19 protein-coding genes and 1 pseudogene are annotated in these 16,598 nt (G+C 68.6%); all 20 read right to left on the reverse strand.

Annotated elements, in window-relative coordinates; genetic code table 11:
• Positions 1–8: 8 nt before the first annotated feature.
• The 20 genes and pseudogenes from FIP57_RS19930 to FIP57_RS20020 all read right to left on the reverse strand — a co-directional run bounded on the left by FIP57_RS19930 (position 9) and on the right by FIP57_RS20020 (position 16,493).
• The gene (locus tag FIP57_RS19930) at positions 9–326 is read right to left on the reverse strand and encodes a DUF6112 family protein (RefSeq protein ID WP_148575313.1); all 318 of its coding nucleotides are present in this window, start codon (positions 324–326) and stop codon (positions 9–11) included.
• A 42-nt stretch (positions 327–368) separates the two neighbouring features.
• Positions 369–650: a DUF6112 family protein gene (locus tag FIP57_RS19935; RefSeq protein ID WP_238993633.1), complete on the reverse strand. Its 282-nt coding sequence runs from the start codon at positions 648–650 to the stop codon at positions 369–371.
• A 59-nt stretch (positions 651–709) separates the two neighbouring features.
• Entirely contained in the window at positions 710–1,804 is a 1,095-nt protein-coding gene (locus tag FIP57_RS19940; RefSeq protein WP_148575314.1) for a M23 family metallopeptidase, read from the reverse strand.
• Between the two features lie 12 nt (positions 1,805–1,816).
• On the reverse strand, positions 1,817–2,500 hold the full coding sequence (locus tag FIP57_RS19945; protein ID WP_148575315.1) for a cell wall protein: 684 nt from the start codon (positions 2,498–2,500) through the stop codon (positions 1,817–1,819).
• Positions 2,501–2,552: 52 nt separating this feature from the next.
• Positions 2,553–3,254, reverse strand: coding sequence for a hypothetical protein (locus tag FIP57_RS19950; RefSeq protein WP_238993614.1), 702 nt, complete (start codon positions 3,252–3,254; stop codon positions 2,553–2,555).
• Positions 3,255–3,293: 39 nt separating this feature from the next.
• Positions 3,294–3,596, reverse strand: a pseudogene (locus FIP57_RS24560) (ParB N-terminal domain-containing protein); the annotation flags it as partial.
• A complete protein-coding gene (locus tag FIP57_RS19955) occupies positions 3,532–4,356 on the reverse strand; it encodes a serine/arginine repetitive matrix protein 2 (RefSeq protein ID WP_148575317.1) in 825 nt (274 codons plus the stop codon). The gene FIP57_RS19955 and the pseudogene FIP57_RS24560, both read right to left, overlap by 65 nt.
• A gap of 346 nt (positions 4,357–4,702) precedes the next feature.
• A complete protein-coding gene (locus FIP57_RS19960) occupies positions 4,703–5,605 on the reverse strand; it encodes a bifunctional DNA primase/polymerase (RefSeq protein WP_148575318.1) in 903 nt (300 codons plus the stop codon).
• Positions 5,606–5,897: 292 nt separating this feature from the next.
• Complete coding sequence (locus FIP57_RS19965) at positions 5,898–6,344, reverse strand: ATP-binding protein (protein WP_338039941.1); 447 nt, start codon at positions 6,342–6,344, stop codon at positions 5,898–5,900.
• 219 nt (positions 6,345–6,563) lie between these two features.
• A complete protein-coding gene (locus tag FIP57_RS19970; RefSeq protein ID WP_148575320.1) occupies positions 6,564–9,665 on the reverse strand; it encodes a LysM peptidoglycan-binding domain-containing protein in 3,102 nt (1,033 codons plus the stop codon).
• The gene (locus tag FIP57_RS19975) at positions 9,662–10,051 is read right to left on the reverse strand and encodes a pilus assembly protein TadG-related protein (protein ID WP_238993615.1); all 390 of its coding nucleotides are present in this window, start codon (positions 10,049–10,051) and stop codon (positions 9,662–9,664) included. The genes FIP57_RS19970 and FIP57_RS19975 overlap by 4 nt, the downstream gene beginning before the upstream one ends.
• Positions 10,052–10,077: 26 nt before the next feature.
• Positions 10,078–10,509 carry a TadE/TadG family type IV pilus assembly protein gene (locus FIP57_RS19980; RefSeq protein ID WP_238993616.1) on the reverse strand — a complete coding sequence of 144 codons (432 nt, stop codon included), beginning with the start codon at positions 10,507–10,509 and terminating at the stop codon, positions 10,078–10,080.
• On the reverse strand, positions 10,506–10,904 hold the full coding sequence (locus FIP57_RS19985) for a TadE family protein (protein WP_148575323.1): 399 nt from the start codon (positions 10,902–10,904) through the stop codon (positions 10,506–10,508). The genes FIP57_RS19980 and FIP57_RS19985 overlap by 4 nt, the downstream gene beginning before the upstream one ends.
• Positions 10,873–11,061 (reverse strand): hypothetical protein, encoded by a 189-nt coding sequence (locus FIP57_RS19990; protein WP_148575324.1) that lies wholly within the window; start codon positions 11,059–11,061, stop codon positions 10,873–10,875. The genes FIP57_RS19985 and FIP57_RS19990 overlap by 32 nt, the downstream gene beginning before the upstream one ends.
• Before the next feature lie 29 nt (positions 11,062–11,090).
• Positions 11,091–11,993 carry a type II secretion system F family protein gene (locus FIP57_RS19995; protein ID WP_148575325.1) on the reverse strand — a complete coding sequence of 301 codons (903 nt, stop codon included), beginning with the start codon at positions 11,991–11,993 and terminating at the stop codon, positions 11,091–11,093.
• Positions 11,990–12,850: a type II secretion system F family protein gene (locus tag FIP57_RS20000; protein ID WP_148575326.1), complete on the reverse strand. Its 861-nt coding sequence runs from the start codon at positions 12,848–12,850 to the stop codon at positions 11,990–11,992. Before FIP57_RS20000 ends, FIP57_RS19995 begins: the two co-directional genes overlap by 4 nt.
• Positions 12,847–14,322, reverse strand: a complete 1,476-nt coding sequence (locus FIP57_RS20005) for a TadA family conjugal transfer-associated ATPase (RefSeq protein ID WP_148575327.1) — start codon at positions 14,320–14,322, stop codon at positions 12,847–12,849. Before FIP57_RS20005 ends, FIP57_RS20000 begins: the two co-directional genes overlap by 4 nt.
• Positions 14,319–15,086 (reverse strand): hypothetical protein, encoded by a 768-nt coding sequence (locus FIP57_RS20010; protein ID WP_148575328.1) that lies wholly within the window; start codon positions 15,084–15,086, stop codon positions 14,319–14,321. Before FIP57_RS20010 ends, FIP57_RS20005 begins: the two co-directional genes overlap by 4 nt.
• The gene (locus FIP57_RS20015; RefSeq protein WP_203231365.1) at positions 15,086–15,769 is read right to left on the reverse strand and encodes an SAF domain-containing protein; all 684 of its coding nucleotides are present in this window, start codon (positions 15,767–15,769) and stop codon (positions 15,086–15,088) included. Before FIP57_RS20015 ends, FIP57_RS20010 begins: the two co-directional genes overlap by 1 nt.
• Before the next feature lie 28 nt (positions 15,770–15,797).
• On the reverse strand, positions 15,798–16,493 hold the full coding sequence (locus FIP57_RS20020; protein WP_238993618.1) for a hypothetical protein: 696 nt from the start codon (positions 16,491–16,493) through the stop codon (positions 15,798–15,800).
• Between the last annotated feature and the right edge of the window lie 105 nt (positions 16,494–16,598).

Here is a 16,598-nt window from a genome sequence, read left to right on the forward strand (position 1 = left end):
GCGGTCTGTCAGACGGACTGGCCGACGTTCCAGAAGAAGTTCACGAGGGTGACCGACGCACCGCAGATGATGGCGGCACCCAGCGCGACGAGGACGCCGAACTTGCCGCGCCCCGCCAGGTGTGGGTTCGACGAGTTGGCCCCCATCGCCCACACGATGGCGGAGACGATCAGGGCCAGGACGGCGAGGATGAGCCCGATGGTCATGGAAGCTCCGACGACGGACTTGAGCTGCCCGATGCCGGGGAGGCCGTCAGAGTTCGGGTTGATGTTGATGTCGAGAGGCAGGAGCCCTGCCGAGACGATCGAGCCGAGCATCGTGGGCATGCAGCCTCCTAGTGACTTCTGAGTGACGGTCTTGGTGATCCGCTACAGGGAGGCACCGACGCCGAGCAGCCAGTCGGCCCACGCGAGCGCGCCGCCCGTCATGACCGCACCACCGAGCGCGACGAACACACCCGTCTTGGCCTTGGTGGCGGTGTGCCAACTGCCGCCGGCAGAGGCAAGGGCCCAGGCGACGACGCAGGTGATGAGCATCAGTGCCGCCACGATCAGTCCGTAGGTCAGCAAGGCGCCAACGACCCGGCGCAGCTGACCGGAACCCGCAACAGCACCGAAGTCCGGGCCGATGAGAGGGACGAGACTCGGCATGGTGGTCACGTGCAGCAGGTGCTCGCCGCGTCCCGCCCCGCCACAGACGAAGGTTGCCTTCAGGCGATGACCGTGAAGTGGACGTGGTCGTAGTGCCCCCCGGTGACGCTCCTGGCGTCGTGCATCCCTCCGCCGTCGTACGGACGCCAGCCCTCGGCGTTGCGGGCGACGGACCAGATCCGTCCCTGCCAGATGAGGTACTCGACGCCCAGCGCTCTGGCGCTGGCCTTCAGCCAGTTCGTCACCTGCCAGCCGAGGGTCAGGACGCCGCCGGTGGCCGGGGTGCCGATGGAGTTGCCGAACGTTCCGTCGCATGCACGGCCCAGTGGGTGTTCTGAGCTGGTGCCGGGGCGGGGGGACCAGCAAGCCCAACCGGAGCCGGGGAAGCGCTCCTGGATGGCCGCGAGCACATGCGCGGTCCGCTTGGTGATCCGGCCGTCGGAGGTGGGGTCGTCGACGAGCCCGTTCGCAGCCGCGCCGTCGTACGGCGTTGCCGAGGCACCGGTCTGACCAGCGCATCCGGGCGGTGAGATCTCGCCGCCTTCGAGTTGGGAAGCGCCGCGGGACGCGAGCCACGGCTCTGGGTTGACCGGGGCCCCGTCGGGGCCGCCGGGGCGAACCTCGAAATGGAGGTGAGGTCCGGTCGAGTAGCCGGACGAGCCGACGTCACCAATGTGCTGCCCGGCTGTGACGGTGTCGCCACGGGTCACGTGGAGTCCAGCCGATTCCATGTGGGCGTACCCCGAGGTGAGCTGCTGTTCCTTCACGGTGTGCTCGATCAGGATGAGGTTGCCGTAGCCACTGGACGGGCCCGAGTACGCCACCCGGCCGTCAGCGACGGCGAGGATGGGTGTCCCTGCTGGTGCGGCATAGTCCGCACCGGTGTGGAGCGTTGCGACGCCGGTGATCGGGTGCACGCGCATGCCGAAGCCGCTCGTGGGCACCCAGGTTCCGGTTGGAAGGGGGAAGACCACGGGGGTCGGTGAACCGGCCCCCGGCGGGCTGCCCACCTCGCTCGGCACAAACTCGGTGGTGTCGGTCGCCGGGAGGCATGACGCCTCGGCTGCTGGGTTGAGGAGCGCCGCGACGCCCAACAGCGCTGCCGAGGGCAAGACGAGGAGAGCGACGAAAGCAGCGACGACGGTCTTGCCCATGGCGTGGTTTGGCTACTCGAGCGGCTGGTCGGGGAGCGACAGCCGGAGCAGGTGACACGTGCGGTAGGACGGCCCGCACACGACGAACACGGTGAACGCCACGTCGTGCTCACTGCTGACCGGCTCGCCCCCCCACACGCCGGCTCGGTGACGGAGCCCTTCGATGGTGTGAGCCGCTGTGCCCGGCAACAGACCGTCGCGGCCAGCCTCCGCGAGCGCCTGCGGCCACAGATCTGGCACCTCGGAGGAGGTCACGTCGATCCACTGGCGAGTGCGGTACTGGCGTAGTTCGCCCCAGGCAGCCGGGCTGGGCAGGTAGTTGGCGATGTCGTTGACCAGGCCTGGCGATGCCTCGCCGGTGGGATCCGCAACGGCCAGCACGCGATCGATGTAGTCGGTCTGGGCGAGTGGCTCCGCGGTGTCCCACTCGAACAGCGCCTCAGCGACCGCGATCGCGAAGGCCTCGGGATCGCTGCTTGGTCGGATCGGGCTGAGCTCTCGGATCACGGGTCCCGTCGAGGCAGGCTCGCGAGGCCCGACGACGGTGTGGCGCCCGGTGGGTGGTGCCTCGACGTGGCGGCTGGTCGTAGCCGACGCCAGATAGGTCCCCATCGCGACGAGCGCCAGGACCAGAGTCGCCACAATCAGGAGGATCCTTGGCCGTCGTAATCGCGGGGTGTCGACGCGATTGAGCATGGAGGGCACCTTCCGGAGTCGGATGCGGGACAGGTGTCCCACTCGATCCGGGTCAGGCGGTCTCGGAGTGTCCGGAGCCGAGGGCCGCGGCGAGGCGCTCTCGGAAGTCGACGGTCTCGTCGACCACCCGCTCGAAGCGGGTCCACTCTTCCTCACTCAGCGAGCGTGCGATCTCGTCGACGTCGTACAGCGCGGACCAGCCTTCGAGCTCGGTCCAGGTCAGGATGAAGGACCGCACCGTCCGGTAGGTCGGCGTGCTCTTCCGCTTGAGTGCACGGAGACCCTTCCGCGACTCCGACTGCCGCACCCGGGCGAGGGCGTCTGCGGCAAGCGTCTCGAGCTCGTCGTTGGACAGCGGCCTGTCGCCGGCGTTGTCGAGCTCGATGGCGGCCATGACCCGTCCGTGCGCTGGCTTCACCGGTGCGCCGGCCTCGATCGCGGCGAGCTCGGTACGGGCAAGCTGGCGGATCGCCTGCGGCCTCGAAAGGTCCCCGGCGATCCGCTCAAGCTCGGTGATCTGCTCCAACCTGTTGTAGGACGCGGTGCCAGTCACGAGTTCGGAGGCGATTCGACGCGTCTTGCCGCGCTTGCCCGGCGGTGGTGCCGCGTCGGCACCACCGCTCACTCCGTCCGGAGGCTCGGCAGCGCCGAAGCGCGACGCTGCCTGGCGCCGGGCAGCGTCCTCGGCGAGCAGCCGCTGAAGCTCCCGGTACAGCGACGCCGCTTCCATGGGCGACAGCGGCTTGTGCAGCATGTTCTCGTCCTGCTGCGCGAGGAGTCGCGACAGCTCGTCGGAGATCCCCGACCTGACCCATACCTTCAAGGTGCGCCATCCCAGCCGTCGTACGGCTTCTAGGCGCCGGGCGCCGCAGACGAGCAGCCCGTCCGGGGTGATGGTGATCGGTTGGAGCAGCCCGAGCTTCTCGATTGAGCGCATCAGTGGCTCGAGGTCGTCCTGAACGCTTCGGCGGTGGCGCGCTCCGACGGTGATCGACTCGATTCGGCGGTCGAGCTCGATGTGGCCGCGGTCGTCAGGCATGGCGCGCACCCACGTTCCTCGGTGCCACGCAGCTGATCTCGTCGACCAGGTGGTCATCCTCCAGCAGCTCGGCCACGGACTGCCCGACCAGCAGCCGGAGCAGGATCCCGTGACCGGCGGAAGTGAACCTCACGTCCTGGTGCGGATTGCCGAGGACGACACGAAGCGTCGTTGACCAGGTAGCACGGTCCAGGTCCAGGAGCGCTCGGGCATGGTGATCGCGCCGGAGCGACTCGTGCGCCGTGGAGCGTGAGCCGCACTCGATCAGTCGGGCGGCGACGTACTCCATCGTGGCCCGTGCCGTGTCTTCCGGCCAACCCAGGGCGGCAAACATCCCTACGATCGCGTCGACGGCGACGTACGCGCCGGTCGGCTCTGGCTCGATGTGCGTCGGACCGTCGACATGGTCTTGTTCGGCCGCGACGCGGAATGCTGGGTGATAGTCGAGGAGGGCCGCGTCGCGGTCGCTGAAACGCTGGGCGTCGTGGTGGGCCGAGATGTGTGCTCGTCGAGCCTGGGAGGGGGAGCAGAGCAATCCATTGGCTCGGTCCTCGGCGATGAGGGTGACCTGGACCGCGCGAGTGACCACACCCCACGGATCCCGCGCGGTCCGGGCCGCTCGGGTCCGCATCACCTCGAAGGCTGCGGCCGCGGCATCTTCCGGCTCGAGGCGGTGCTTCCGGGCGAGGGCGCCGTACTTGTGCATCGCGAAGCGCATCAGCTGTTCGGCCTCCGGGTCGTTGACCCATCCACCGGTGCGGTGAAGACGGTCGAGCGCGGCGCGGAGTCCGTCGGACGTGGTGAACGAGTGAGTCATATCGAGATGCCTTCGGGCTCGGTGGTCGTAGTTGCTGACGGCGGCCGAGCGATGGAGGTACGGCTTATGCGCCTGCGTGCGCTGGAAGTGAGGGGCGCACGGCGTGTGCGGCGGAGGAGCTCGGCCTGGAGGTCGATGCCTCGGCCCACGAGGGGGCCGGCCACGACGGTCGGCAGGTCGCTGGGCCTGACCCAGGCGATCGACCGAGTCGGGAGCGGAGGTCTGCTCGGCACGGACCTCGACGGATCGCCGTGCAGAGCCAGTTGCGAAACTCCTTCGCTAACGGCCTCCGTGAGCGGCCGCTGAGGAACGGCAGCTTCCTGACGCCGGTAGAGGGGTTCGGTGTTCACATCCCCACCGCCTCAACCGCCGGGGTAGGGCGGGAGATGGTTTCCGGGCCGAGGTGAGAGGCGGAGCGGTACGCGGACCGGATCGTCGTCAACGCCTCCTGCTCGGACAACCCGGCGACCTGAGCCGCGTCGCCGAGCAGGGACCAAGCCTCCGCGAAGCTGTGCCCGCTCTCGACCATCCGGCACGCCGCCCAGAAGAGGCCGCGGTTGCGCGCGCCTTCGGGTCGGTTGGCGACCCAAGCCGCCAGATTGTCCGGACGGCTGCTGAGTGCTGGGAGCGAGACTGATGGTGGGGCCGGCCGAGGCGGTTCGAGGAAGGCTCGGAGTGCGTTGGCGTCGAGGGGTCGCGGTCGATGCTGTGCGACCGCGATGACCTGGTAGGCGCGGCTCTGACTATCAGCGCCAGCGATCCTGGAGGGCGGAGCCACGATGTAGCCGCCATCGCCCCGGAAGTCGACATGATGTGAGGGCGCCTGCCAGGACCGCTGCTCGAGGCTCGCCGGTCGGAAGTACGCGTGCATGCCGCCCGATGGCGTTCGCACCAGCCAGCCCCACGCGCTGATGAGGCCTGCCGCGCGGGCGCGCTCGAAGGCCGCATAGCCGGTGCCGGACTCGTGTACGTCGACATCAACGACGACCACCCCCGAGAGCTCGCCGGTCGGGATCCCGATGTTCGCGTCAGGGGAGCGGCGCCACCATGTGTGGACCTTGTCGACGTCCCCTGTCGCGTCGTGGAATCCGCGCTTCGTCAACGGCTGCTTGCCGCCGGGGACGCAGGGGAAGATGGGAATGCCGTTCGTGGCGAGATGCTCGGCGGCGGTGGGAAGGTCGCCGGCCCCGGACGCTCGGAGCATCGTCGTCAGTGACCAGCGCGGCTTGGTCGTTGTCGACTGGTTCATGCCGGCAACGCTGGCGGTGATACCTCCCCGACTTTCTACCTCCACCGATCACGAAGCGAGGGGGAAGGTCGCGTTCGCCGAGGTCAGACCGCTTCCTCAGACAACGGGATGCTTGGAATCGCTCACTCATGCTGCGGTCCTACCGAGCCGTGAAGAGCTTCTCGACCGACCACGCGGATACCGGCGAGCGCCCCAGCCGGTTCGATGAGTTGGCGCCTGCGAATGGCTGGAACCCCACGAATGAGGCGTCCGCGTTAAGGAGCTCGTCGAGCTGCGGGGCATTGCTGGAGAGTCACGTCACCGTTCGGAGGATGAACCACACTGACTTGCCCTGTCTGTCCGGGCGTGATTGCACCCCCCAAGCACTAGCTAACGTTTCCACAATCAGCATGCCCCGGCCCTTGAGCTCGGCGGCACCTGCCGCCTGGGAAACGGGCTTCTCGCTGGACTCGTCAAAGACGTCGATGCGCAGTTCACCAGGAGAGCGGGTCACCGATAACTCGATCGTGCCAGCGCCGTGCTCCAGCGCATTGGTGACGAGTTCCGATGTCAGCAGCTGCGCGATCATCGCCACGTCACGGTGCAAGTCTCGGCAAGAGGCCGCGACGTGACGCCGAGCGCGTTCGGCCTCAGCCGGGTGTCGCGCGAGGCGAAGATGTTCGTCGGTCTCCAACATCGGCCCCCGTCCTTGAAGGATGCCTCGAACTCCTACACCCAGTAGGTTGCCCGATGCAACCATGTCCGGAGCAACGCGCCGCGCCAGTCGACGAGGCGCTCGCCACTTGATGCCTAGGTACTCACCGAGCGGGTAGTAGGAAGCGAAGCCGCCTCGTCCGTACAGAAGCACCGGGGCGGTTTCCTCACGTCGAAACTCGTGCCGACGCTTTGCGTGGGCAAGGGTGACTTGTCGTGGGGGGCGGCCCCTGCACCGTCTTGCTGCGCGCGGAGGCGTCGGCGATCATGACGACGCGGCTCGACGTCGCCTCTCCCAACCCCGCTGACGGACGATTTCGGCAGTCCGTTCGGGTAGCTCGATCGGTCCTCGGTCGTCGTCGCTCCGGTTGAGCACTCCCTCGATGAGGTGTCGCTCGGCGACTTCTGGGTGCCCTGAGGTCGCGGCGACTTGGATCAGATCGAGGCGCGCGATGTCGTCGTACGGTGCGGCGAGGTGACCGATCGTCGCGGAGCGCTCCGCGAGCTCGAGGTCCTCTGTCGCAAGCGCATGGGTTGTGACGACGTGGGCGACGTCGACTATGGCGCAGGTGATGACGTGGTCGGAGCGCTCGCCGTCGAGAAGCCAAGTCCAGCCGGTCACGCGTAGCTGAGTGAATGGCTCCCCGGTCACCAGTCCCAGAGCGGCGACGAGGTCGGGGATGCCGTCGACTCCGTGGGCCTGTGCCCTCGCGCGTAGGCGTCGGAACAGGTCGTAGTCGCTGAGGATGCCGCGCAGTCGGTAGCGAGAGTGCTCCGCGTCTGAGCTGCCGCGGCCGCGTCGAAGCTTGGGCAGGTATTCCTCCCCGGTCGTCGGGTCCGGTCCCATCCAGGTCCGCAGAGTCGCTAGGTCGGTGTAGACCCGCTCCTTGCGGAGCCCGAAGGCCGTAGCGATCTGGTCGGCGGTGACGCCGGCAGGGTGGAGGTGGAGGAAGGCGAGCAGTTCGACATAGAAGGCCCGGCGCGCGGCGATGGCTAAGGGGTTCCCGTACGCCCGGGCGGATACCGGTCCAAGCAGGTGTAGGCGCGGCCGCCGCAGCGCTTCGTCGTGCCAGGCCGCAAGGTCTGCATCGAGTGTCGGATCGGCGTCCTCCACCCGCCTCCGGGTTGGCAGCGGAGCGACCGGCGCCAGCTGGTTGAGATCCGCATCGGACGCAGCGGTGTCGGCTTCGTAGGCGGCGGGGGCCATCGGAAGGTGGGACTGCTGGCCGGCGGGGCCCTGAGGGCGCGGCTCGACGAGGTCCGGGCGGATGGCGCCGCTGGCGTCGATCAATGTTTCCAGCTCGCTGTCGACGGCTTCCTGGCACGGCATCGGGACGTTGTCGGCATGTCGGGTGACGCAGATGATGGCCGCGCACGCCGTGGCTTCGTCGGGTGTGAGTCCGGCCGCGTGGACCTCGACGTCGAGCTCGGGCAGGCGGATGCGCGTGTGCGGGTCGATGTGCAGCTCGGTGGTCGCGGGGGAGTCGATGGTGATGAGTGCGGCGCCGACTCGCGCGGGTCCGGACAGGATGATCTCGGCGACCCGCTCAAGCGTGTCGTCCATCCGGTCGGCGACGATGGCTCGGAACCGCTCTGGGTCGAAACCGGGGAGGCGTCGCCCAGGGTCCAGTTCGACCTCGAGCCGATCGAGCAGTGACGCGTCGCTTCGCTCATGGTTGTGGAAGCGCAGGGTGTCGATCTCGGCGAGCTCTGCGCCCACGCCGAGCGCATCGACATCGACGAGCGCGGACCACGGGCTGGTCGCGAGCTCGGCGAGGAGGTGGCGGGCGAGCGCTTCTGCGCTCTCGTGGTCACCGTTGAGCCCGACCGTCCGGAGCTGCTCGAAGTTGAGCAACCAGATGTGGCCGTCTTCGCTCTGGCCGATTGAGGCGAGGAGGGGGTACGGCGCGAGCTCGTCCGGCGCGTTGTCGGCCTCCGTCAGGTCCGCGGACCAACGCTTCTCGGTTCCGTTCCAGGGCCTCGGCAGGTCGGCCGCTTCCGCTAGGTGCAGCGTCGCGCGATGAGCGTCCAACTCGACCGCGAGGAGTAGTGGCAAGTCAGTGGTGGCGGCTGCGAGGGAGCGGAGCAGACGGTCGAGTCGTTCGATGGCGTCGGCGGCCGGTTGCCCGGTGGCTTGGAGCGACTTCTCGACTTGCCGCAGTTCAGGTGGCGGGGGAGCGATGATGTGGCCGGGCGTGCGGTAGCGAAGCTGGGTGCGCCGGTGTCGGCGTACGACGAGGAAGAGCGTGCCGGCGAGCAGTGATCCGGAAGCTGCGAGTCCTGGCAGCAGCCATGGCCATCCCTGGAAGCCAGCTTCGTCGTTAGCTGCGGCTCGATCGGTTCGGACGGGCTCCTGCGGGCCGAGGCTGGGCGAGGGAATCGCATCGTCCTCGGGGACGGGCCGGCGCGGAACCTCGAGATTGGGGCGCGCCACCTCCTCGGGGCGATGCCGCTTCGTGTCTGGTGGCTGCTCGGCGTCCGGGATCGTCAGCGACCATCCTGGCCGGATGAGGTCAGGGTCCGTGAGCCGGCCGCCGTCTGGCTGCAGTGCCCCGCGTGATGCCTCGAAGATGCTGGGGTAGAGCGTCGCCTGGCCGAGCTCGTCCTCGGCGATCTCGGAGAGCGTGTCGCCGGCCTCGACGATGTAATCCTCGGCCGGCGTCCTCTGCTCCGAATCGCGGTGGTCCACGGGGATCCGCAGGACGAGTCCGGGGGTGATGAAGTCTGCGCGGCCGTCGAGGATGGCCGTATTCAGCTCGACGAGTTCGACGTACCGCCTGCCGTCCCCGAGCCGCTCCTGGGCGATCTTCCACAGGCTGTCGCCGCGTTTCACGGTGTACCGCGTCGTGGTGGCGCGGTTGGGCTTGTTAGGTGCGTCGGCCTGTTGACGGACGGCCGGCATGGTGTCCACGCCGGTCGCAGGTTCGGTAACCGGAGCGTCCGCCACACGTGTCGGGGCGGCGACGGCTGGCGGCGAGACAACCCTGGGCATGGGGATGGTCTGCGCAGCGATCGAAGCGCCGATGAGAAGGAGGGAGGCGGTGGCGACGAGCCGGCCCGCGGCCAGCTGTGGCACCGCGAGCCCCTTGAGGCGTGGGGGTCGGACGCCTCGGAGTCGTGCCGCGACGTCGATGACGACGGAGACGGTGAAGATCAGCCACGCCACCCAGGCCACGAGGCTGATGACGGCGAGGGCAAGCGTGCCGTCGTCGCGGCTACTGAGCCGGTTCCAGTTGAAGGCCTCGAGTGAGGGAACGGCGTCGATGAGTATCAGAAGGAGGGGCGTTCCGAGCACGGAGACGATCAGCGTGATAGTCGCGGCGAGCCCGAGCAGGCGAGCTCCGAGTCGGTTCCTGAGTGCGGTCATCGTTCAGTTCCTCCGACGCTGCGGATGAGGCGGGCCGTCGCTGTGCCGGTGACCTCGAGCCGGTTGATGCCCAGGAGCGACAGGAACCGCGGCCGGTACGTGTCAGCGACCGTCACTGTCATCGTGTCGGCCGAGACGTCAACCGTCCCGGAGACGCCGGTCGCAATCAGGTACTGCTGTGCGGCCCCGCGGGCAGCGGCGTGGTCGACGCGGAGGTAGTGCCCCTGAATCGCTGGTGCGGGTTGCACGCGCTGGCCGCCGGTGCGGGCGGCTTGGGTGGCAAGGTCGTGAGCGCGCTGCTGTGCGCGGACCTGCCCGCCGAGGTCGACGGCCAGTCCGACGAGCATCATCATGACGAAGCTGGTGAGGGCCAACCAGATCGTCACCGATCCACGCTCGTCTCTTCGGCGGGTCATGACCGCTCCCGCCAGGTGTCGAGCGGGCTCGTGATCGTGGCCTGGATGAGGCGGCTCCCCGGCACCCCTGGGACCGAGAGGTCGGAGAGATTGAGCCGACAGCTGACCGTGACGGCCACGGTGGCTGGCTGCCCCACCGATGTGCCGAAGCCGCCTGTATCGACGTGAACTGCCACGTTCAGACAGTGGATCTCCTGAGCGGCGAGGCTCAAGGTCGCCGCCTGCCGGGCGTCCTCCTCGGCGAGGCCAGCGGTTCGGGCGATGGAGGCCGATCGCGCTGCATCGGCGGCGGCCGCCTCCACCGACTGGTGGGTGATGGCCGTCCGGCCACCGAAGATGATGAGACCCACGAAGAGCGCGAAGGCTGTCACGCCGATCGCTGCCTCGATCGACGCCGAGCCCGCCTCGTCGCGTGCACACCAGCTCACGGTGCCGTCAGCCTCTCGACTGGGACAGACGCACTCTGACGGATTGCCGGCTCCCAGCCGGGTATGACGCTCAGGCTGACTCCTTGCACGGTCACCGTCGCGGTGGTCGTGGTTAGGTCAACGCTGGTCCGGCTGCGTTGGAGGACGCTGTCGCCGCCGGCGGTAGCGACGAACTTCCTCGCGGCGCGGTGTCCGTCGGATGCCTGGCCCTGCTCGTTGCCGGCGGCACGCGCTCCCTCCTGCGCGGCCGCGATCGCGACTGTGCGGGCGTGGTAGTAGAGCGCAGCCTGCATGCCGAGGAACATGACCGCGAAGAGCGCGGGTAGCAGGATCACGAGCTGGACGGAGGCCGAGCCGCGCTCGCTACTTGATCTGCCCGGCCTGGCTCGTGACATAGGCCCTCACCGCCGCGACCACAATGCCCACGATCGCGATGACAGCGACCGCCCAGAGCACGTGCTCGGTTGTGACCGAGCCTCGCTGATCGCGGGAGCGGGAGCGCGCTTCGAGACCGACCCTCCAGGCCTCCAGTAGTGCGAAGAGTGCGACCATGATGTGTCCTTCCTTCGGAACTTCTATCGTCAGACGGCGCCGAACATGCGGAGCAGGGAGGGCGTGACCAGCAAGGCCATGAAGATCACGCCAAGGAGCGAGCCGGGGATCGTCATCCGCTCGCCGATCGCGTTGGCCTCGCTGATCTCGTCGTTGAGCAAGGCGGTTCGCATCGCTGCTGACCGAGCGCGGAGCGTGGTGTAGACGCTGGTTCCCTCCTCGCCGGAGAGGCGCATGATGTCGGCGAAGTCGTCGAGCTCGGGCAGTCCGAGCTCGTCGGACAGCGTGTGGAGCGTGTCCCATGGCGGCTGGCCCGACCATCGGGAGCGGGTGAGCTCCTCGCTGAGCCGGGTGAAGACCCACGAGTCGCCGACCGCAGCGGCGGATTCCATGGCCTGACGCACGCCAGAGCCGCTGTTGCGCTCCAACGCCACCAGGTCGATGTAGGCCGCCAGCGCACGGCTGAACTCGAGCCGAGCCCGCTTCGCATCGTCGACGGCGTTGTAGTTGGGCAGGAAGAACATCACGGCGGCGAGCCCCAGGGAGGCGACCGCCGGAAGAGCAACCGGGAAGCCCAGACCGATGACGTCGAAGAAGTATGCAAGCAACGGCGGGATCAGCAGTCCCAGCCCGGCGAACGTGAGCTTGTCCCCGTAGAACCGGGCAACTGGAATCCGCAGCAGCGCGAGTTCGCGGGTCGGGGTTCGGATCCATAGGCCGGGCGGTAGGGCGCGCATGGCCCAGAGCCCGACGCGTTCCTTGCCCGTGGTCGCCGAAGTGGTGACGCTACGGGTAGCGGTGCGTCCGGGGGTCAGTCGCTCGAGGGCGTCAGCCAGGTCGGGTTGAGCGGGCAGCAGCCGAAGGGCTAGAAGCGCAACGCCAAGCCCGACGAGCCCGCCGGCCACGATCATCAGCTGGAGCCCGGTAGTCATGCGCGACCGGCCGCATGCGCGCCGAGGAATCGTGGCTGGGGGCGACCGATGGCCATCTGACGCATCCAGATCAACGTGGCGATGTATGCAGCGAGCAGCATCACGAGGATGACCTGGCCAAGAGGGCTTCGGTACGGCTCGACGTAGGTGCCCGAGAGGGTCAAGACGACCAGCGCGGCCACGCTGATAATCGTGACCCAGCGGGCCGTGGCGCGGGGCTTGGCGCGATCGGCCTCGATCTGTCGGCGGGCGCGGACGTCGGCGGCGACGGACTCGGCGAGTCCGTCGAGCACGCTGGCGAGGCCGGCGCCGCGGCGGCGTGCGCCGAGAACGAGGTTGGCAGCCACCAGGTCGCCCGTGGAGTCGTCGAGCTCGTCGGCGAACGCGCGAAGTGCCGCCTCGGTCTGCCAGCGCGCACGGAGGCGGGCGACGAGTCGGTTCACTTCGGATGCGATCGGTGCTGGTGTCGACCGCAGTGTTGCGACCAATGCCTGCTCGAGCCCTAGTCCGACGGTCAGGACGCCCGACAGCGATCGGGTCCACTCCTCCATGGCCTCGAGCCGCTCGATGCGTGCAGCTGCCGGGGGAGGGGCGAGCAGAACGGGTAGCCCGATCACGGCGACCGGCGCGATGATCAGCGCAAGTGCCCAGCCCGTGACGACCCAGGCAATGACCCCGAGCCCGATGCCGGCCAGGAGCAACAGCCGGGTGCGACGCGACGTGGCACCCAGGCGAGCGAATGTGGCCGAGCGGGGCGAGCCCGGTTCGGGAACTGGTGAAGGGAGGGCGCCGACGACGATTCCGATGATGCCCGCGACGACGAGTGCGCCGGCGAGTGCTGGGACGAGTGCAGTCATCGCCTCTGCCCCCGTTCCGCTTGACCGGCGAGGTAGCCGGGCAGGTCGAACCCGTGGGCGGTCAGCGAGCGGTACTCGTCGGGGAGCACGGCCGGCATCGCGATGCCGTTGCGATCTGGGGCGAAGACGTGGGTGGTGGCGTAGCCGGTCTCGCGCTCACCCGGTGCGATAGCGATGACCTCGGCGACTCGCCGTCGGCGCTGCATCGTGCCGGAGCGGTGGAAGGTCTCCATGCTGAGATGGACGATGAGGTCCACCGTGGCGGCGAGCTTGCTGGTGGCTAGCGTCTGTGTGACGTGCGGGCCAGCCTCCATGGCGCAGGTGACCAGCTTCCGGACGGCGGCGACGGCGTCGGAGGCATGAGTGGTCGAGATGGAGCCGGTGCCCGACTCCATCGCCTTGATCATCGCCCAGATCTCCTTGCCTCGGACTTCGCCCACAATCTGGCGGGAGAGGTTAAAGCGAAACGAGTCGACGAGGGCGTCGTCGAGGGTGAACTCGCCTGCGAGCCGACCGTCGTGCGCGCGCTCTCCCGACCCCGGACGTGCCTCCCAGGGGTGCACGATCTTGTGGCGCTTGAGCTCGTGCAGGTGCAGCTCGTACTCGGTCTCGAAGGTGCCGATGGCCTCCAGCCGGTCGATTTCGGCGCACAGGGCGCGCACCAGCGTGGTCTTGCCTGCACCCTGGCTGCCCGAGACGACGATCGACTTGCGGGCGCGGACGGCGGCAGCCAGGAATGTCGCGGCAACAGGAGTGAGCATCTCGCGAACGACGAGGTCCTCCAGAGTGACCTCCATCAGCCGGTGCCGCCGGATCACGACCGAAGGGCGTGGCGTCACCCACGCGGCTGCCGCCAACCGGGAGCCGCCGTCGAGCCGCAGATGCAGACGCGGCTGGGCCTCGGAGAACCCACGGGCGCTTACCTCGCTGCGCGAAGCAAGGAAGACCAGGAAGTCTATGAGCTCCTCATCTGAGTCCGCGACCGGCGGGCCATCGATCAGCGAGCCGTCGACGAGCTCGAGCATCACGTTGTCATGGCCGGCGATGATGATGTTCTCGACTCGGTCGTCGTCGACCAGTGGCTGCAGCCTTCCGAGCCGGAAGAGCGAGTCGAAGACTGCACGCGCGAGGGTCTCTTGCGCCGCAAGCGTCCACGTGCTCTCGCCGGCGTTGATCCTGTCGGCCATCGTCGACTCGATCAGGTCGAGGACGATCGACCGACCGAGCTCTTCCTGCGCTTGTCGATCGAGCCGTCCCCGGTCAGCGGCAACAGCTCGGCTGAGTTGCTCTGAGGCTTGCGCGCGAAGTGCGGCGACCAGTGTCCAGTCCACGGCCGCTACTGCTGTGGTCTGTGGCTGAGTAGGCCGAGCAGTCGCCGGAACGAGCGGGTGCAAGTTCGCGGATGGCGGAGCAAAGATCGGAAGGCCGGCCGGGTCGTTGACCTCCAGATGGTCAGCGGGCGCCTCGGTCATCGGCTCACCTCCTCCAGGAGTTCGGTACGGCCCCGCGCGACCTGTGCCTGGATCGCCTCGGCTGCCGCTGTCAGGGAACGGATGTAGGGGCCGCTAGCGAAGCGAGGGGGAGGCGTGGCGCCGCGGTGGTAGACGGCCGCCGCGTCGGGATCGTCCGCAAGGCTCGCGGTCACCAAAAGGCCGATTACCTTCCCGACCTCGGACGCGCGGTACGGCTGGCCCTCGCCCAGGAGCAGGAGTCCTGCCTGCCGCCAGGCCACCCGGCGGTGGCTTACTGACTCTGCCCACGATCGCGCGGCGGCCAGGGCTGGAAGCGTCGTGCGGGTCAGCAGCAGGGTCAGGTCCGCAGCCGCCAGGAGTGGCTCCGGTGACCCCAGCAACCCGAGTCGACCAGCATCCACGAGAACGTCTTGGCCGGTTGCCTCCAGGTCGTGGCAGGCCTCAGCGAGTGGCTCCCACAGCTCCCGGAGCCCGACTGCCTGCGTGTGCGAGCGGGTGCCGGCGACGTACGACGCCTTCGATCCCTCGATCGGTGTGGCGACGTCCGGTAGCGCCTCGGCGACGTCGAGCGGTGACAGGGCCAGCTCGATCAGCCCGGCCCGGTACTCGGTGGCTCCACGGTAGAAACCAGCCAGGATCCCGGATCCCCCGGTCGGATCCGCTTCGATCAGGAGCACCGGGCGCGGCCACAGCAGTGCCAGCCCGAGAGCCGTTGTGGTGACACCGGGGGAGCCCGACGCGGAGCAGAACGCCACGACGGCCATCACTGGTCTCCTGATGCCGCAGCGTCGAGCACGAGTGCGACCCTGCCGGTCGCGGCACGCGCGGCGAGCACGGTGGCGTCCGAGTACGGGACCAGGACATCGACCACTGTTGTTCCGGTGGCCTCGTCCGGTCTGGTTCCCACGACCTCGGCCGATGTGAACGCCGGATTGCCCGACGGCGCCTCGCCGTCGAGGCCCGGGGTGACGATCACCCGCACGATGTCGCCGCTCTGGAGCGGCAGACCAGGCAGTTGGGCGGGCGTGAGAGCGATTCCGACGATCGATTGTCCCTCGGGCGGCAGCACAACCAATGTCGTCGCCTCGGCTGTGAGCAGCCCTCCAGCCGCGATGTCCAGGGCTGCTCGCCGGCCGACCACGGCGTCGTACTCCGATGCAGCAAGGGGCTCGAGCGCAGGGTCGGCGTTGATGCGGACCCGTTCGATGTCATCGGCGGTGATCACCGAACCGCGCGGGATCGTGTTGCGTGCTGCGAGCACCTCCTGGGTGTTCGTGGTCGAGGTCCATGCCCAGGCGGCGAGCAGCGCGCCGAGGCAGATCGCTGCGATAGCGGCCGCCATCAAAGCGGGTCGGCGTCGTAGCTTCGGTGGCGGCACGAGCGGAGGGGCAGGCGGCGGCGAGTCCGTGACGGCCAGGCGGTCGTCTCGTGCGGCTGTACTGGTCATCTCGCTGCCCCTCACACGCGTCGGCTCGCTACTGCACGAGCACCTGGCCTTCCCCCACCGTGATCTGCACCGAACTCGCCAAGCCGTCCAGCTGGATCGTTCCCGTCTGTCCTGCTCCCTGCCAGGTGACGACCCAGTCCGAGGTCGCCGTCACCGTGTATCTCCCGCCGGGCTGATCTGCGCTGGACTCGGTGTACAGATGGCCGCAGTCCGGTGACGTCCGGTCGCCGTACGACGGCTGGTACGGCGTCCCGGCTGTCTGACACACGACCTGGGTGCCATCGCCCATGTCCCAAGTGATCTGTTGAACCCTCGCCGTGGCAGTGACGGTGATGCCGCCCGCGGTCGCGCTTGCCGTGGCAGGCCCATATGTCTGAGCATCCGGCGCCTCTGCCCAGAGCCAGACCGGCATCCCGACGATGCCCACGCTGTTAGGCCCAGGCTCTGGGGTGATCCCGATGTTGATGGCCGTCAGGTTCATTTGGTCGACAGCGAGCTGAGCGACTTCACCCGGTGTCGGGCCGGCGTCGGATCCGGGAGGGGTGTCAGCCGCCCAGACGGGCACGAGGATGCCGGTCTGCGGCTGGAAGCACTGGTAGACCGCGCCTTCCCCTGGCGGATGCCCCTGCCAGGCCGGATCGTCTGCCGGAGGCGGCGGCCTCAGCGGGGAGATGTAACAGTTGTATTGGTTCGACCAGTAGCCGTACTCCGAGGAGCACGCCACCGGTCCCGCCGGCGGACCGGACAGCCCCTGCTTGGCTGGGTCCCAGTAGCAGGCAGCGCCAGACCCACTGTCTGCGGGCTCGTCGGTCCCACCGGGCGTTGGTTG

This window comes from Nocardioides caldifontis (assembly GCF_008087345.1).
In the GTDB taxonomy this organism is placed as follows: Bacteria; Actinomycetota; Actinomycetes; order Propionibacteriales; family Nocardioidaceae; genus Marmoricola_A; species Marmoricola_A caldifontis.

What these genes read in the sequence shown, in the direction of transcription:
- FIP57_RS19930 (WP_148575313.1), bottom strand. Translation starts at nt 326, where the DNA reads ATGCCCACGATGCTCGGCTCGATCGTCTCGGCAGGGCTCCTGCCTCTC.
- FIP57_RS19935 (WP_238993633.1), bottom strand. Translation starts at nt 650, where the DNA reads ATGCCGAGTCTCGTCCCTCTCATCGGCCCGGACTTCGGTGCTGTTGCG.
- FIP57_RS19940 (WP_148575314.1), bottom strand. Translation starts at nt 1,804, where the DNA reads ATGGGCAAGACCGTCGTCGCTGCTTTCGTCGCTCTCCTCGTCTTGCCC.
- FIP57_RS19945 (WP_148575315.1), bottom strand. Translation starts at nt 2,500, where the DNA reads ATGCTCAATCGCGTCGACACCCCGCGATTACGACGGCCAAGGATCCTC.
- FIP57_RS19950 (WP_238993614.1), bottom strand. Translation starts at nt 3,254, where the DNA reads ATGCTGCACAAGCCGCTGTCGCCCATGGAAGCGGCGTCGCTGTACCGG.
- FIP57_RS19955 (WP_148575317.1), bottom strand. Translation starts at nt 4,356, where the DNA reads ATGACTCACTCGTTCACCACGTCCGACGGACTCCGCGCCGCGCTCGAC.
- FIP57_RS19960 (WP_148575318.1), bottom strand. Translation starts at nt 5,605, where the DNA reads ATGAACCAGTCGACAACGACCAAGCCGCGCTGGTCACTGACGACGATG.
- FIP57_RS19965 (WP_338039941.1), bottom strand. Translation starts at nt 6,344, where the DNA reads ATGGTTGCATCGGGCAACCTACTGGGTGTAGGAGTTCGAGGCATCCTT.
- FIP57_RS19970 (WP_148575320.1), bottom strand. Translation starts at nt 9,665, where the DNA reads ATGACCGCACTCAGGAACCGACTCGGAGCTCGCCTGCTCGGGCTCGCC.
- FIP57_RS19985 (WP_148575323.1), bottom strand. Translation starts at nt 10,904, where the DNA reads ATGTCACGAGCCAGGCCGGGCAGATCAAGTAGCGAGCGCGGCTCGGCC.
- FIP57_RS19990 (WP_148575324.1), bottom strand. Translation starts at nt 11,061, where the DNA reads ATGGTCGCACTCTTCGCACTACTGGAGGCCTGGAGGGTCGGTCTCGAA.
- FIP57_RS19995 (WP_148575325.1), bottom strand. Translation starts at nt 11,993, where the DNA reads ATGACTACCGGGCTCCAGCTGATGATCGTGGCCGGCGGGCTCGTCGGG.
- FIP57_RS20000 (WP_148575326.1), bottom strand. Translation starts at nt 12,850, where the DNA reads ATGACTGCACTCGTCCCAGCACTCGCCGGCGCACTCGTCGTCGCGGGC.
- FIP57_RS20005 (WP_148575327.1), bottom strand. Translation starts at nt 14,322, where the DNA reads ATGACCGAGGCGCCCGCTGACCATCTGGAGGTCAACGACCCGGCCGGC.
- FIP57_RS20010 (WP_148575328.1), bottom strand. Translation starts at nt 15,086, where the DNA reads ATGGCCGTCGTGGCGTTCTGCTCCGCGTCGGGCTCCCCCGGTGTCACC.
- FIP57_RS20015 (WP_203231365.1), bottom strand. Translation starts at nt 15,769, where the DNA reads ATGACCAGTACAGCCGCACGAGACGACCGCCTGGCCGTCACGGACTCG.